General features: G+C 73.8%; 17 protein-coding genes. 15 read left to right on the top strand and 2 right to left on the bottom strand.

Features of this window, described 5'->3' with window-relative positions; all coding sequences use genetic code 11:
- The first annotated feature begins 76 nt into the window (after positions 1–76).
- Positions 77–640: a sigma-70 family RNA polymerase sigma factor gene (locus tag VKV23_05325; protein ID HLI15460.1), complete on the top strand. Its 564-nt coding sequence runs from the start codon at positions 77–79 to the stop codon at positions 638–640.
- 105 nt (positions 641–745) lie between these two features.
- Here VKV23_05325 and VKV23_05320 read toward each other — a convergent pair whose 3' ends face one another.
- The gene (locus VKV23_05320; protein HLI15459.1) at positions 746–1,528 is read right to left on the bottom strand and encodes an ABC transporter permease; all 783 of its coding nucleotides are present in this window, start codon (positions 1,526–1,528) and stop codon (positions 746–748) included.
- A complete protein-coding gene (locus VKV23_05315; protein HLI15458.1) occupies positions 1,525–2,439 on the bottom strand; it encodes an ABC transporter ATP-binding protein in 915 nt (304 codons plus the stop codon). The genes VKV23_05320 and VKV23_05315 overlap by 4 nt, the downstream gene beginning before the upstream one ends.
- Positions 2,440–2,657: 218 nt before the next feature.
- Here VKV23_05315 and rpiB point away from each other — a divergent pair, with 218 nt between their 5' ends.
- Genes rpiB through atpC form a run of 14 tightly spaced genes read left to right on the top strand, consistent with a single transcriptional unit; the run spans position 2,658 to position 13,844 of the window.
- Positions 2,658–3,101: a ribose 5-phosphate isomerase B gene (gene rpiB / locus VKV23_05310; GenBank protein ID HLI15457.1), complete on the top strand. Its 444-nt coding sequence runs from the start codon at positions 2,658–2,660 to the stop codon at positions 3,099–3,101.
- Entirely contained in the window at positions 3,098–4,387 is a 1,290-nt protein-coding gene (gene glyA, locus VKV23_05305) for a serine hydroxymethyltransferase (protein ID HLI15456.1), read from the top strand. The genes rpiB and glyA overlap by 4 nt, the downstream gene beginning before the upstream one ends.
- On the top strand, positions 4,336–5,763 hold the full coding sequence (locus VKV23_05300; GenBank protein HLI15455.1) for an MraY family glycosyltransferase: 1,428 nt from the start codon (positions 4,336–4,338) through the stop codon (positions 5,761–5,763). The genes glyA and VKV23_05300 overlap by 52 nt, the downstream gene beginning before the upstream one ends.
- A gap of 8 nt (positions 5,764–5,771) precedes the next feature.
- On the top strand, positions 5,772–5,975 hold the full coding sequence (locus tag VKV23_05295) for a hypothetical protein (GenBank protein HLI15454.1): 204 nt from the start codon (positions 5,772–5,774) through the stop codon (positions 5,973–5,975).
- Between the two features lie 49 nt (positions 5,976–6,024).
- Positions 6,025–6,450 (top strand): hypothetical protein, encoded by a 426-nt coding sequence (locus VKV23_05290; GenBank protein ID HLI15453.1) that lies wholly within the window; start codon positions 6,025–6,027, stop codon positions 6,448–6,450.
- Positions 6,447–7,178, top strand: coding sequence for a F0F1 ATP synthase subunit A (gene atpB / locus VKV23_05285; protein HLI15452.1), 732 nt, complete (start codon positions 6,447–6,449; stop codon positions 7,176–7,178). Before VKV23_05290 ends, atpB begins: the two co-directional genes overlap by 4 nt.
- A gap of 47 nt (positions 7,179–7,225) precedes the next feature.
- Positions 7,226–7,489 carry a F0F1 ATP synthase subunit C gene (locus VKV23_05280; GenBank protein ID HLI15451.1) on the top strand — a complete coding sequence of 88 codons (264 nt, stop codon included), beginning with the start codon at positions 7,226–7,228 and terminating at the stop codon, positions 7,487–7,489.
- Positions 7,490–7,496: 7 nt separating this feature from the next.
- A complete protein-coding gene (locus VKV23_05275; protein ID HLI15450.1) occupies positions 7,497–8,006 on the top strand; it encodes a hypothetical protein in 510 nt (169 codons plus the stop codon).
- 2 nt (positions 8,007–8,008) lie between these two features.
- Entirely contained in the window at positions 8,009–8,509 is a 501-nt protein-coding gene (atpF, locus tag VKV23_05270; protein ID HLI15449.1) for a F0F1 ATP synthase subunit B, read from the top strand.
- Entirely contained in the window at positions 8,506–9,405 is a 900-nt protein-coding gene (gene atpH / locus VKV23_05265; protein ID HLI15448.1) for an ATP synthase F1 subunit delta, read from the top strand. The genes atpF and atpH overlap by 4 nt, the downstream gene beginning before the upstream one ends.
- A 33-nt stretch (positions 9,406–9,438) precedes the next feature.
- Complete coding sequence (atpA, locus tag VKV23_05260; GenBank protein HLI15447.1) at positions 9,439–10,980, top strand: F0F1 ATP synthase subunit alpha; 1,542 nt, start codon at positions 9,439–9,441, stop codon at positions 10,978–10,980.
- Complete coding sequence (gene atpG, locus VKV23_05255; GenBank protein HLI15446.1) at positions 10,981–11,907, top strand: ATP synthase F1 subunit gamma; 927 nt, start codon at positions 10,981–10,983, stop codon at positions 11,905–11,907.
- A 5-nt stretch (positions 11,908–11,912) separates the two neighbouring features.
- Positions 11,913–13,358 carry a F0F1 ATP synthase subunit beta gene (atpD, locus tag VKV23_05250; GenBank protein HLI15445.1) on the top strand — a complete coding sequence of 482 codons (1,446 nt, stop codon included), beginning with the start codon at positions 11,913–11,915 and terminating at the stop codon, positions 13,356–13,358.
- A 3-nt stretch (positions 13,359–13,361) separates the two neighbouring features.
- Positions 13,362–13,844, top strand: coding sequence for an ATP synthase F1 subunit epsilon (gene atpC, locus VKV23_05245; protein HLI15444.1), 483 nt, complete (start codon positions 13,362–13,364; stop codon positions 13,842–13,844).

Below are 13,844 nucleotides of genomic sequence, written 5' to 3'. Positions count from 1 at the left end.
TTCCCGAGTCGATGCTCGACCCCGTACCTCCCGGCTGCTCGCGGCGCGCGAAGGTCGCTGCGTAGCCTTGGCGCGCGTGGACGAGCTCACCCGTGCCGCGCTGCGTGCCCGGGCCGGTGACGACCAGGCGCTCGAGGAGTTCGTCGAGCTCGCCTACGAGCAGGTGTGGCGGTTCTGTGCCTCCCTCGGTGACCGCCAGGCGACAGAGGACCTGGTCCAGGAGGTCTTCGTCCGCGCCGTCCGGGCGCTGCCTCGGTTCAGGGCCGACGCCTCGGCGCGGACCTGGCTCCTCGCCATCGCGAGGCACGCGTGCATGGACGACCTGCGGTCCCGGACCAGGCGTCGTCGCGAGGCGGGTACCCTCGCCGCGGGTACGCCCCGTGACGAGCTCGTCGCCGCCGACGCCGCCGAGCACGCCGCCCTCGCGGACCTCGTCCGGCGCCTCGAGCCCGAGCGCCGCGCCGCCTTCGTCCTCACCCAGGTGCTCGGCCTCTCCTACGACGAGGCGGCAGAGGTCTGCGGGTGCCCGCTCGGGACGATCCGCTCCCGGGTGGCCCGGGCCCGCGTCGAGCTGCTCGAGCTCCTCGACGGGCGTGCGCGCGTCCCGCGCCGGGCGCGGCGCGAGGGCTGGTCGAGCTAGCGCCCGAGCCGCGGGGCGCGCGAGTGCACGGCGGCGGGCGCCGCAGGTCGCCGAGCGCGCTCGCGCGGCGCGACGCCGCCGGTGGCGAGGTAGCGAGGTAGGTAGCTAGTGGTGCCGCGGCTCCCAGCGGAAGCGGCGCAGCGCGACGGCGGTCGCAGCCGCCCCCCAGACGAGGAGCGCCGCGAGGTCGCCGAACGACCAGGGCGAGACCTTCGCCTGGAACTCGAAGGGCGCCTGCACCGCGAGGAGGAAGTGGCGGACGGGGAAGTAGTCCGCCACCCTCGCGAGTCCCGAGCGAGGGGGCAGGTAGAACCACAGGCCGGAGAGGAAGAGGAGGACGAAGTAGACGATCCCGATGATCGGGCCCGCAGCCTCCTGGTTCGGGAGCAGCGAGGAGACGGCGACGCCGAGCGCGCTGAAGCACACGACGCCCGCGGCGAGCGCGAGGACGAACGCGCCGACGTTGCGCGGCAGCAGCGCCCCGTAGGCGAAGTGGCCGATCATGAGCAGGAGCGCGACCTGCAGCGCCGAGATGAGGATGAGGTTGCAGAAGATCCCCGCCAGTAGCGCCCAGGTCGGCAGGGGGCTGAGCCGCAGCCGCTTCAGCAGACCCGTCTCGCGCCGCCCGACGAGGTTGACGGCGAGGGTGTTGAAGCAGGCGGACATCACGCCGTAGGCGGCGAAGCCCGGGACGTAGTACTGGACGGCGCGGATGTCGCCGATCTGCCGGAGGCGCGCGCTCGCGCTGGAGGCGAGGAGGAGGAGGAAGATGACGGAGAAGCCGATGGTGAAGATCGCGCCGAAGGGGTTGCGCCAGAACGCGAGCTGCTCGTAGTAGACCTGGCGGGCCACGAGGCGCAGGTCCCGCCGCACGCCGGCGAGCCTCATCGGCTCGCCTCCACCTCGGGCGCCGTGGCGGTGAGGCGGAGGTAGACGTCCTCGAGCGTGAGGCGCTCGACGGTGAGGCCCACCAGCTCGACGTGGTGCTCGAGGGACCACCCGGTGAGCTCGTGGAGGACGGCGACCTCCTCGTCGGTCGCCACCTCGACGAGGCCGTCCTCGACGCGCACCGCGACGCCGCGCAGCTCGGGCGCCGGGGAACCCGGCGGGAGGCGGAAGCGGATGCGTGCCTCGCCGACGTCGCGCCCGCCGAGCGACGCCGGGGGGCCCTCGGCGACGATCGCGCCGCTCGCGATGACGGCGACTCGATCGGCGAGCGCCTCCGCCTCGTCCATGTAGTGCGTCGTGAGGATGATCGTCGTCCCGCCGTCGCTGAGCGAGCGCACGAGCTCCCAGGCGTCGCGCCGGGCCGAGGGGTCGAACCCGGTCGTCGGCTCGTCGAGGAAGAGGAGCTCGGGACGCCCGACGATCCCGAGGGCGACGTCGAGGCGGCGCTGCTGGCCGCCCGAGAGCAGCTTCACCCTCGTGCCCGCCTTGTCGCGCAGGCCGACGAGCTCGATCACCTCGTCGACCGGTCGCGGGTTGGGGTAGTAGCCGGCGTTGCGCGCCACGGCCTCGCGCACCGTGAGCATCGGCTCGACGGCGAGCTCCTGGAGCACGATGCCGAGGCGTGCCCGGAAGGCACGCTCCCGGGACCGGGGGTCCTGCCCGAGGACCTCGACCCGGCCACCGTCGCGTTCGCGGAAGCCCTCGAGGATCTCGACCGTCGTCGTCTTGCCCGCGCCGTTCGGCCCGAGCAGCGCGAACACCTCGCCGCGGCGCACCCGGAACGAGACGCCGCGCACGGCCTGGAGGCTGCCGTAGCGCTTGGCGAGGCCCTCGACGACCACGGCGTCCATCGGCGGCGAGGCTACCGCCGTCCGCCGGGCTCGCCCGCTCGCCGGCTCGGTAGACTGCCGGCCGTGGCGCCTCCTCGCTCCCGGGCAACGCGTCGTGCGGTCGCGGCGGTCCGGGGCAGCCCCGGCCGGTCGCGCCTCGGCGCCAGCGGCGCGCCTGCCCGCTGCGCCGAGGACGCGGTCGCGGCCTTCCTCGCGGGCCGGCGGGGGTGAGGGCGCGCATGCGGATCGCGGTCGGCTCGGACCACGCGGGGCTCCCGCTCAAGGACGTCCTCGCCAAGCACCTCGCCGAGCTCGGGCACGAGGTGAGCGACCTCGGGACGCACGACCTCGAGCCGGTGGACTACCCCGACTACGGCGCGGCGGTCGGTCGGGCGGTCGCCGCCGGCGCCGTCGAGCTCGGCGTGTGCTGCTGCGGCACGGGGATCGGGATCGCGATCGCCGCGAACAAGGTCCCCGGCGTGCGTGCCGCCGTCTGCCACGACGTGAGCTCGGCGCGCCTCGCGCGCGAGCACAACGACGCCAACGTCGTCTGCTTCGGGGCGCGCCTGCTCGGCCCGGTCGTCGCGCTCGACGCCGTCGACGCCTTCCTCGCCACCGGCTTCGCCGGCGGCCGCCACGTGGCGCGCGTCGAGAAGCTGCGAGCGCTCGAGGCGGGGCGATGAGCGCGGCGAGGAGCCTCGCGGCGAGCGACCCGGAGGTGGCCCGCATCCTCGCCGAGGAGCTCGACCGTCAGCGCTCGACGATCCAGCTCATCGCCTCGGAGAACTTCACCTCGCCCGCCGTCCTCGAGGCGACGGCGTCGGTGCTCACGAACAAGTACGCCGAGGGGTACCCCGGACGGCGCTACTACGGCGGCAACGTCTTCGCGGACGAGGTCGAGGACCTCGCCAGAGAGCGGGCGAAGGCGCTCTTCGGGGCAGAGCACGCCAACGTGCAGCCCCACTCGGGCGCCTCGGCGAACCTCGCCGTCTACCTCGCCCTCGTCGAGCCCGGGGAGACGATCCTCGCCATGCGCCTCGACCAGGGCGGCCACCTCACCCACGGCTCCCCGGTGAGCATCACCGGCAAGACCTACCGCTTCGTCGCCTACGGCGTGACCCCCGCGGCCGACGACGGCTCGGGCGAGCGGATCGACCTCGACCAGGTGCGCGACCTCGCCCGGCGCGAGCGGCCGCGCCTCATCGTCGCGGGCACGACGGCGTACACGAGGACGATCGACCCGCAGCCGTTCCGGGAGATCGCCGACGAGGTCGGGGCGCTCTTCATGTTCGACGCCGCCCATCCCGCCGGCCTCATCGCCGGCTGCGCGCACCCGAACCCGGTGGGCGTCGCCGACGTCGTCACCCTCACGACGCACAAGACCCTGCGCGGGCCGCGGGGGGGCGCGATCCTCTGCGGCGCGGACCTCGCCCGCCGGATCGACCAGGCCGTGTTCCCGGGCCTGCAGGGAGGGCCGCTCGAGCACGTCATCGCCGCGAAGGCGGTCGCGTTCGGCGAGGCCGCCCGTCCGGCGTTCAAGGACTACGCGGCCCAGGTCGTGCGCAACGCCGCCGCGCTCGCCTCGAGCCTCGCTCGCGAGGGGTTCCGGCTCGTCGCCGGGGGCACGGACAACCACCAGGTGATCGTCGACCTGCGCGCCTTCGACCCCGATCTCACCGGCAAGGTCGCCCAGGAGGCGCTCGACCGCGCCGGCATCACCTGCAACCGGAACCAGATTCCGAACGACCCGCGCTCGCCGTTCATCACGAGCGGACTGCGCCTCGGGTCACCGGCCGAGACGACCGCCGGGATGGACGAGGACGCGTTCGCCGAGGTCGGTCGACTGATCGCCCGGGTGCTGCGGCGGCACGACGAGCCGGCGGAGCTCGCCGCGGTGCGCGAGGAGGTCCGCTCCCTGTGCGCCGCGTTCGATCCCTACCCGTCGATCGGCGCCCCTACGAGCGCCTGAGCGGGCGGGCGGAGGTGGCCTTCTACGCCTCCTACGTCGCCGTCTTCGCGATCGCCGCGGCGGCCACGTTCCTCCTCACCTTCCCGGTGCGTCGCATCGCGCTGCGCTTCGGCGCCCTCGCCCAGCCCGGGGAGGCGCGTGTCCACATGGCGCCGACGCCGACGGTCGGCGGGGCGGCGATGCTCGTGGGCGCTGTCGTCGCGATGGCCGCGGCCTCGCGCCTCGCTCCGCTCGCGCCGATCTTCCGCGGCTCGTCCGAGCCGGTCGGCGTCGTGCTCGGGGGCCTCGTCATCTACGCCGTGGGCCTCGTCGACGACGTGCGGGACATCTCCGCCCCGGCCAAGGTCGCCGGGCAGGTCCTCGCCGCGATGGTGCTCGTCTCGCTCGGCGTGACGATGTACTACTTCAAGATCCCCTTCGTCGCGGGGCCGATCGTCCTCGCCCCCTCGGCGCTCCCGCTCGTCACCGCGGTGTGGGTGGTGGGGATGGCGAACGCCGTCAACCTGATCGACGGCCTCGACGGCCTCGCCGCGGGGATCGTCGGCATCGCGAGCGGCGCCCTCTGCGTCTACGGGTTGCAGCTCGAGCACCTCGGCGACCTCACGTCCGACAACCTCGGGCCGGTCATCGCCGTCATCGCCTGTGGCGTGTGCGTCGGCTTCCTCCCCCACAACTTCCACCCGGCCCGGGTCTTCATGGGGGACGGGGGCGCCCTCTTCCTCGGGCTGCTCACCGCGGCGGCGACGATGGAGATCGGCGGGCGCGTCGGCTCGCCCACCGCGGCGAAGGACGTCGCCGGCCTCACGTTCTTCCGCTTCGCCCCCCTGTTCATCCCCTTCTTCATCCTCGGGGTGCCGATCCTCGACACGGCCTTCGCCATCGTGCGCCGCACGGTGCGGCGTGCCTCGCTCGCGCAGCGCGACCTCGGCCACCTCCACCACCGCCTCCTCCTCCTCGGCCACGGCCACCGGCGCTCGGTCCTCGTGCTGTGGGCCTGGACGGCCGTGCTCTCGGCCGTCGCGCTCCTCCCGACGTTCGACTCGCGCGCCAACGCCTACGTCCCGGTCGGCGCGGCGGTCCTCGGCGTCGCCCTCTACACGCTCTTCCGGCCCGGCTCGCGCACCGCCCTCGCCGAGGACGCCCCGCCGAGCGCGCCGGCGGCGGCAGGAGCCGGGCCGGCGGCGAAGCCGCTGAGCGTCGTCATGAGCACGGCGGCGGGCGTCGCGGTAGCGGGCGAGCGCGACCTCGCCTCGCCGCGGCGAGCCCGACGGCGGGCACGGCGGCACGCCCGGCGCCGCACCCTGTGGCGAGGTCGGGGCGCTGACCAGGGGCTCGGCAGCCGTTTTGCCCGCCCGGACGACCCGATGCGAGGATAGGCCGCCACATGGGGGAGCGGCGGGGCCCGAGCCTGCTCGAGCTGGCCGGGATCGGGGTCGTGTCCGCCCTGTGCATCGGTGCCGGCGTCGGCATCGGGTACTGGGTCGACACCTCCGCGAGGACCGGCGCCGGCGCGACCTTCATCGGCCTCGGACTAGGATGCGGCGCCGCACTCGCGGTGACGTACCGGCGGATCAAGAGGTACCTCTAGGACAAGCGCAGCGACCGGCCCCGCCGGGAGCCGCACGAGCCACGACACGATGGACCGACTCGCTGCCCTGCTCGAGCAACTTCCCGTGCCCGAGGTCGCGCGCGTGCTCCGGCGCGCCATCGTCTGGTCCCTCGCCCTCGGCGTCGTCGCGCTCGTGCTCGGCGCGCTCCTCGGGCACGCCCTCGTCGGCCTGGGCGCGGTCCTCGGCCTCGGCCTCGGCCTCGGGAACGTCCGCCTGGTCCTCGTCTCGCTCCGTCGCGTCGGCGAGCGCGCGCCCGCCCGGCCCAAGCGGGCACTCGCGGCCCGCACGCTCTACCGTCTCGCCGCCACGACGGCGCTCGTGATCGGCCTGAGCGCTCTGTCCGTGCCGCTCGGTCTCGGTAGCGCCATCGGCATCGCCCTGTTCTACGTCGCGCTGCTCGCGAACCTCGTGCGATCGCTGCTCCAGCACGGGACGAGGGGGCTGGCGGCGTGAGCGGAGCGCTCGCCGTGACGATCCCCGTCGGCGACCACATCACCCGGCGCGCCTTCGGCATGACCTTCGACGTCGACACCATCGTGTCGACGCTCGTCGCCGGGGTGCTCCTCCTCGGCTTCGGCCTCTACGTGCGCCACCGGGCGACCTCGGGGGTGCCGGGGAAGGCGCAGCTCGCCTTCGAGTCGATCGTCGGCAGCGTCGAGGACCAGGTGCGCGCGGCGATGGGCGACGCCGGCCGCCCGATCGTGCCACTCGCGGTGACGCTGTTCATCTTCATCCTGCTCGCGAACTGGCTCGAGCTGCTCCCCACGGGCCACACCCCGCAGTACCTGCCGGCACCGACGGGCGACATCAACTTCCCGCTCGCGATGGCCGCCTTCGTGATCATCGCCGTGCACGCCACCTGGATCCGGCGGCAGGGCATCCGCTCCTACCTCGCCCACTACTTCCGCCCCTTCAAGGGCTTCGTGCTCTTCAACGTGATCGAGGAGGCCGTCAAGCCGATCACGCTCACGCTGCGTCTCTTCGGCAACATCTTCGCCGGGGGCCTCATGCTCGTGCTCATCGCCGAGCTGCTGCCGGTGAAGCTCATCGTGCCGATCCCCCTCCTCGACACGGTGTGGAAGCTGTTCGACGGGCTCTTCGTCGGGCCGATCCAGGCCTTCATCTTCGCCCTCCTCACGATCCTCTACTTCGAGTCGGCGGTCGCCGGGACCGGCCACTAGACCCTGGCCGCCGAGCCGCTCGCGTTCCCCGAACACAGGAGAAGGACATGCCAGCAGACACCACGCAGCAAGCGATCCAGCTCGCCGGCGCGATGGTCGGCGGTGGGCTGGCGCTCGGCGGCGGTGCCGTCGGCGCCGCCATCGGCGACGGCCTCGCCGGCTCCCAGACGATCGCCGGCGTCGCCCGCCAGCCGGAGGCGCAGGGCCGGCTGTTCACGATCATGTTCATCGTCGTCGGCCTCGTCGAGGCGATGTACTTCATCAACCTCGTCTTCATGGCGCTGTTCGTCTTCGTCCTCTACAAGAAGTAGGGGGGAGATGGCGCTCGGCTCGATCTTCCTGCTGCCGAACGGCACCTTCATCGCCGAGCTCGTCATCTTCCTCGTCGTGCTGGGCGCGATGGCGAAGGTGGTCCTCCCGCCGCTCGCCGCGGCGCGCGAGGAGCGGGAGCGCCGGATCCGCGCCGGGCTCGAGGCCGGCGACGAGGGGAGCGCGGAGGCGGCGCGCCTCGAGCAGGCCCGCCTCGACCGCCTCGAGGCGGCGCGCGCGGCCGGGCGCGCCGTGCTCGAGGAGGCAGCGCGCACGGTCGAGCGCCTGGTCGCCGAGGCGCGCGCCGAGGGGACGGCCGAGCACGACCGGATCGTCGCGGCGGCGGCCCCGCTCATCGAGCAGGCCCGGCGCGCGGCGCGCGACGAGCTCGCCGGGCGCCTCGACGTGCTCGTCGCCGAGGCGGCGCAGGCGGTCGTGGGGGTGAGCGTCGACGTGGCGCGCCATCGTGACGTCATCGACGAGGTCGCGTCGCGCGCACGCGCGGGCAGCGGAGTCTGAGCGTGCTGGCGGCGGCGAACTTCGGCGAGTCCTACGTCCTCGAGCTCGTCGCGCTCGTCTTCGTCATCGCCTTCATCGTCCGCTACGTCGTCCCCTTCCTGCGGACGGCGCTGGAGAGGCGCGCCGAGGCGATCGCCGCCCAGCTCGACGCGGGCGAGCAGGCCCGGGCGGCCGCCGCCGCGCTCGTGGCGGACCGGCGCGCCGCGCTCGAGGCGGCCGAGGCCGACGCCGAGGCCGTCGTGGCCCAGGCGCGGCGCGCCGCCGAGCAGCTCGTCGCCGAGGGGCGACGCCGGGCGGAGGCCGAGCGCGCCCGCCTCGTCGAGCGGGCCGAGGTGGAGGTGGCGCGCGAGCGTGCGCGAGCCGAGCAGGAGGTCGCCACCGAGGTGGGTCTGCTCGTCCTCGAGGCGACGCGCCGGGTCGTGGCCGCCGAGCTCGACGCCGCCCTGCAGCACCGGCTCATCGACGAGGCGATCGCGGCAGCCGAGGCGGAGGTGTCGGCGTGAACGAGCGGGTGCGCGGCTACGCGGCCGCCGCCTTCGAGAGCGCGGCGGCGGCCGGGCGTCTCGAGGAGGTCGTCGCCGAGCTCGTCGAGCTCGCGCGCGCGCTCACCCGCTCGTCGCAGCTGCGCCAGGTGCTGTGCGACCCGGGGATCGAGGCCGCGACCCGCGCCGCCATCGTCGGCGACCTGCTCGAGGGGGGCGCCGCCCCGAGCGCGTCGCTCGTCGCCTTCGCCGTGCGTGCCGAGAACGCCCGCGAGTTCACCCGCGTCGTCGCCGAGCTCGTCGAGCTCGGCTCGGCGGCGCTCGACCGGCTCCGCTCGGGCGCGCCCGCCCAGCCCGAGCCGGCCGCCTCCCGGGCGCTCACGCGCCGGCGCATCGGCGGGTACGCCGAGCGCGTCCTCGAGGAGCTGGCGGCCGTCGGCGAGGTCGAGGAGGTCGAGGACGAGCTGTTCCGCGTCGCCCGCCTCGTCGACGACTACCCGGAGCTGCGCCGCGCCCTCGTCGACGCGAACGCGCCGTACGCGGCGCGCGCCGCGGTCGTGGCCGACCTGCTCTCGGGGCGCGCCCGCCCGGCCACGGTGCGCCTCGTCTCCTACGTGCTGCGCGCCGGGAGGGTGCGCGACCTCGTCGGCACGATCGAGTGGCTCGTCGAGCTCGCCGCCCTCGAGCGCGGCCGGCGCCTCGCGGAGGTGCGCGCCGCGGTCGAGCTCGAGCGAGCCGAGGCAGACCGGCTCGCCGCGGCCCTGGCGCGCCTCGTCGGGCGCGAGGTGGAGCTGCGCGTCGTGGTCGATCCCTCGCTCGTCGGCGGCATGCTGGTGCGCGTCGGCGACCTCGTCATCGACGGCACGCTGCGGCAGCGCTTCGAGCACCTGCGCGACCTGCTCGCGCCGGGTGCCTGAACGACGAAGGCTCGAGGACCCGAAAGGACCACCATGGCTGAGCTCACGATCAACCCCGACGACATCGCCCGGGCGCTCGCACGCCACCTCTCCGAGCTGCGCACCGAGCTCGCCGCCGAGCAGGTCGGGCGCATCGCCGAGGTGGGCGACGGGATCGCGCGCATCAGCGGCCTGCCGAACGCCTCGGTGAACGAGCTCCTCGAGTTCGAGAACGGCGAGCTCGGGCTCGCCCTCAACCTCGACGAGGACGAGATCGGCGCCGTCGTGCTCGGCCCGGTGGAGGGCCTCGACGAGGGGCAGCTCGTGCGCGCCACCGGCCGCATCCTGTCGGTGCCGGTCGGCGACGCCCTCCTCGGGCGCGTCGTCAACCCGCTCGGCCAGCCGGTCGACGGCCGGGGCCCGCTCGGCGAGACCCAGCTGCGGCGCCTCGAGATCCAGGCGCCCGGCATCGTCAAGCGCCAGCCCGTGTGCGAGCCGCTGCAGACCGGGATCAAGGTGATCGACGCGATCACCCCGATCGGGCGCGGGCAGCGGGAGCTCATCATCGGCGACCGCAAGACCGGCAAGACGACGATCGCCCTCGACACGATCATCAACCAGCGGGGCACGGGCGTGAAGTGCATCTACGTGGCCGTGGGGCAGAAGGGCTCGACGATCGCCCAGATCGTGTCCACCCTCGAGGAGTTCGGGGCGCTCGACTACACGGTCGTCGTCGCGGCGCCCGCCTCGGAGTCGGCGCCCTTCAAGTACCTCGCCCCCTACGCCGGGTGCGCGATGGGCCAGCACTGGATGGAGAGCGGCGAGCACGCGCTCATCGTCTACGACGACCTCTCCAAGCAGGCCGAGGCGTACCGCCAGCTCTCGCTCCTGCTGCGCCGCCCGCCCGGGCGCGAGGCGTACCCCGGGGACGTCTTCTACCTGCACTCGCGTCTGCTCGAGCGAGCAGCCAAGCTCTCGGACGCGATGGGCGGCGGCTCGCTCACGGCGCTGCCGATCATCGAGACGAAGGCCGGTGACATCTCGGCCTACATCCCGACGAACGTGATCTCGATCACCGACGGCCAGATCTTCCTCGAGGCCGACCTGTTCAACGCGGGCGTCCGCCCGGCGATGAACATCGGCATCTCCGTCTCGCGCGTCGGCGGCGCCGCGCAGATCAAGGCGATGAAGTCGGTCGTCGGCTCGCTGAAGATCGACCTCGCGCAGTTCCGCGACCTCGAAGCCTTCGCGACGTTCGGCTCCGAGCTCGACAAGGCGTCCCAGGCGCAGCTCGACCGCGGCTACCGGCTGACCGAGCTCTTGAAGCAGGGGATCAACCAGCCGATGCCGGTCGAGGAGCAGGTCCTCGTCATCTTCGCGGGGGTGCGCGGCCTCGTCGACGACCTCGCGGTCGAGGACGTCCAGCGCTTCGAGCAGGCGCTCAGGGCGCACCTGCGCGCCTCGCACCCCGAGCTGCTCGAGCACGTACGGTCGACCGGGGCGCTGCCCGACGAGGGCAAGCTCGTCGACGCGATCGAGGAGGCGAAGGCGGCGTTCTCCGCCGGCGCGCCCGCCGGCACGAGCGAGGCGGGGTAGATGGCGGGCGGCCAGGAGCGCGTGCTGCGGCGGCGGATCCGCAGCGTCGAGGCGACGAAGAAGATCACACGCGCCTTCGAGCTGATCGCCGCCTCCCAGATGGTGCGCGCCCAGGGTCGCATCGCCGGCTCCCGCCCCTACGTCGAGGGGATCGGGCGCGTCCTCGCGGTGACCGCAGCCGACAGCCCCGGCGGGTCGCGCCTCCTCGGATCTCCCGAGGCGCCCGGGCGCGTCGCGGTCGTCGCCATCGCGAGCGACCGGGGCCTGTGCGGCGCCTACAACTCGACGGTGCTGCGGCGCACCGAGCGCCTCCTCGCCGAGGGGGAGGCGCAGGGCCGGTCCTACCGCCTCGTCACGGTCGGACGCCGGGCCCAGTCCTACTTCCGCTTCCGGGGGCGGCGGATCGACTGCGCCCTCACCCACGTGACCGACCGGCCGACCTTCGCCGACGCGCGTCGCGTGGCGCACGAGGTCGTGCCCCCCTTCCTCGCCGGCGAGGTCGACCTCGTCGAGCTCGTCTCGACGCGCTTCGTCTCGGCCGGCCTCCAGCGCGTCGAGGTCCGCCAGCTCCTCCCCCTCGTCCCGCCCGAGGGCGTGCTCCACCGGGACGGCCCGCCCGCCGGCTTCTACGACTTCGAGCCCGGCCCCGCCGACCTGCTCGAGCTCCTCGTCCCCCAGTACGCCGAGGCCGAGGTCTTCCAGGCACTGCTCGAGGCGTCCGCCTCCGAGCACACCGCGCGCCAGCGTGCCATGGCGGCGGCCACCGAGAACGCCGAGGAGTTCATCGTCAACCTCCGCCGCGTCATGAACCGCGTCCGGCAGGAGGCGATCACCACCGAGATCATGGAGATCGTCGGCGGCGCGGAGGCGCTCCGGCGCGCCGCTGGCGCCGAGCGGGCAGTCGCTATCCCCTACAGCGAGGAGTAGGCCGCATGAGCATCACCGAGACGCGCCCCGCGAGCGAGACGGCGCTCGAGGACGGCAGGGTCGTCGCGATCGCCGGTCCCGTCATCGACGTCGAGTTCCCGCCGCACGCGCTACCCGGCATCAACGTCGCCCTCGAGGTGCCGCTCGAGGTCGAAGGGCGCGAGGTCGTGATCACGGCCGAGGTCGCGCAGCAGATCGGCGAGGGCCGTGTGCGCTGCATCTGCCTCAAGCCGACCGACGGCCTGCGGCGCGGCGCGGTCGTGCGCAACACCGGGCGGGGGATCACCGTCCCCGTCGGCGACGCCGTCCTCGGCCACGTCTTCAACGTCATCGGCGAGCCGCTCGACACCGAGGACATCGGCCAGCCCGACGACCGCTGGGAGATCCACCGCGAGCCGCCCCCCTTCGAGGAGCTCGAGCCGCGGCGGCTCCTGTTCGAGACCGGGATCAAGGTCATCGACCTGCTCGAGCCGTACGTGCAGGGGGGCAAGATCGGCCTGTTCGGCGGTGCCGGCGTGGGCAAGACCGTGCTCATCCAGGAGATGATCCGGCGCGTCGCGCAGCAGCACGGCGGCGTGTCGGTCTTCGCCGGCGTCGGCGAGCGGACACGCGAGGGCACGGACCTGTGGCTCGAGATGCAGGAGTCCGGCGTCATCGAGAAGACCGCCCTCGTCTACGGGCAGATGGACGAGCCTCCCGGCGTGCGGCTGCGCGTCGCGCTCTCGGCCCTCACGATGGCCGAGTACTTCCGCGACGTGAAGGGCCAGGACGTGCTCCTGTTCATCGACAACATCTTCCGCTTCGTCCAGGCGGGCTCCGAGGTCTCCACGCTGCTCGGGCGGATGCCCTCCGCCGTCGGCTACCAGCCGACGCTCGCGGACGAGATGGGCCAGCTCCAGGAGCGGATCACCTCGACGCGGGGACGCTCGATCACGTCGCTGCAGGCCGTGTACGTCCCGGCGGACGACTACACGGACCCGGCGCCGTTCACCACCTTCACCCACCTCGACGCCACGACCGAGCTGTCCCGCCAGATCGCCGCCCTCGGCATCTACCCGGCCGTCGACCCGCTCGCCTCGACGAGCAACATCTTGGCGCCGGAGGTGGTGGGCGAGCGCCACTACAACTGCGCGCAGGCCGTCAAGCGGATCCTCCAGCGCTACAACGAGCTCCAGGACATCATCGCCATCCTCGGTCTCGACGAGCTCTCCGAGGAGGACCGCCTCACGGTGGCCCGGGCCCGGAAGATCCAGCGCTTCCTCTCCCAGCCCTTCTTCGTCGCCGAGGTCTTCACCGGCCAGCCCGGCGTCTACGTGCCGATCGACGAGACGGTGCGCAGCTTCGAGGCGCTCGTCGGCGGCGACCTCGACGACGTTCCGGAGCAGGCCTTCCTGAACGTCGGCGGCGTCGACGACGTCCTCGCGAAGGCGAAGCAGCTCGCCGGGGCCTAGCAGATGGCCGCCACGTTCCGCGTGGAGCTCGTGACGCCCGAGCGCGTCCTGTACGAGGGCGAGGCCGAGGAGGTGTCGATGCGCACCGACGAGGGCGAGATCGCGTTCCTCGCTCGCCACGAGGACTTCGTCGGCGCCGTGGACATCTCGGTCGTGCGCATCGCCGGCCCCGGGGCGGCGGCGGGCGAGGGGACCGAGGTGCGCGCCGCCGTGCACGGCGGCTTCGTCCACGTCGACGCCGAGAAGGTCCAGATCCTCGCCGGCGTCGCCGAGCTGGCGGGCGAGATCGACGTCGCGCGCGCCCGGCGCGCCCTCGAGGCAGCCGAGGCGCGCGCCGAGGTGGTCGAGGCCGGGCCGGAGGCGGTCCCGGGCGCCGAGCGGCTCGTCGGCGCGATGCTCGGGCTGCTCGCCCCGGACTCCGCCGAGGCGGCGCGGCGCCGAGCCCGGGTGCGCCTCGAGGCGGCGGGGGCGGCGCCCGGCTCGTAG

The sequence above is a fragment of the Acidimicrobiales bacterium genome, from assembly GCA_035294085.1.
Lineage (GTDB): Bacteria > Actinomycetota > Acidimicrobiia > Acidimicrobiales > Bog-793 > DATGLP01.
Note: the sequence above shows the minus strand (reverse complement) of the source record. Positions and strands in the feature narration are given on the sequence as shown.

Coding starts and splice junctions, on each gene's coding strand:
- VKV23_05315 (HLI15458.1), bottom strand. CDS start 2,439: ATGGACGCCGTGGTCGTCGAGGGCCTCGCCAAGCGCTACGGCAGCCTC.
- VKV23_05295 (HLI15454.1), top strand. CDS start 5,772: ATGGGGGAGCGGCGGGGCCCGAGCCTGCTCGAGCTGGCCGGGATCGGG.
- VKV23_05320 (HLI15459.1), bottom strand. CDS start 1,528: ATGAGGCTCGCCGGCGTGCGGCGGGACCTGCGCCTCGTGGCCCGCCAG.
- VKV23_05280 (HLI15451.1), top strand. CDS start 7,226: ATGCCAGCAGACACCACGCAGCAAGCGATCCAGCTCGCCGGCGCGATG.
- VKV23_05290 (HLI15453.1), top strand. CDS start 6,025: ATGGACCGACTCGCTGCCCTGCTCGAGCAACTTCCCGTGCCCGAGGTC.
- VKV23_05275 (HLI15450.1), top strand. CDS start 7,497: ATGGCGCTCGGCTCGATCTTCCTGCTGCCGAACGGCACCTTCATCGCC.
- rpiB (HLI15457.1), top strand. CDS start 2,658: ATGCGGATCGCGGTCGGCTCGGACCACGCGGGGCTCCCGCTCAAGGAC.
- glyA (HLI15456.1), top strand. CDS start 3,098: ATGAGCGCGGCGAGGAGCCTCGCGGCGAGCGACCCGGAGGTGGCCCGC.
- atpC (HLI15444.1), top strand. CDS start 13,362: ATGGCCGCCACGTTCCGCGTGGAGCTCGTGACGCCCGAGCGCGTCCTG.
- atpD (HLI15445.1), top strand. CDS start 11,913: ATGAGCATCACCGAGACGCGCCCCGCGAGCGAGACGGCGCTCGAGGAC.
- atpA (HLI15447.1), top strand. CDS start 9,439: ATGGCTGAGCTCACGATCAACCCCGACGACATCGCCCGGGCGCTCGCA.
- atpG (HLI15446.1), top strand. CDS start 10,981: ATGGCGGGCGGCCAGGAGCGCGTGCTGCGGCGGCGGATCCGCAGCGTC.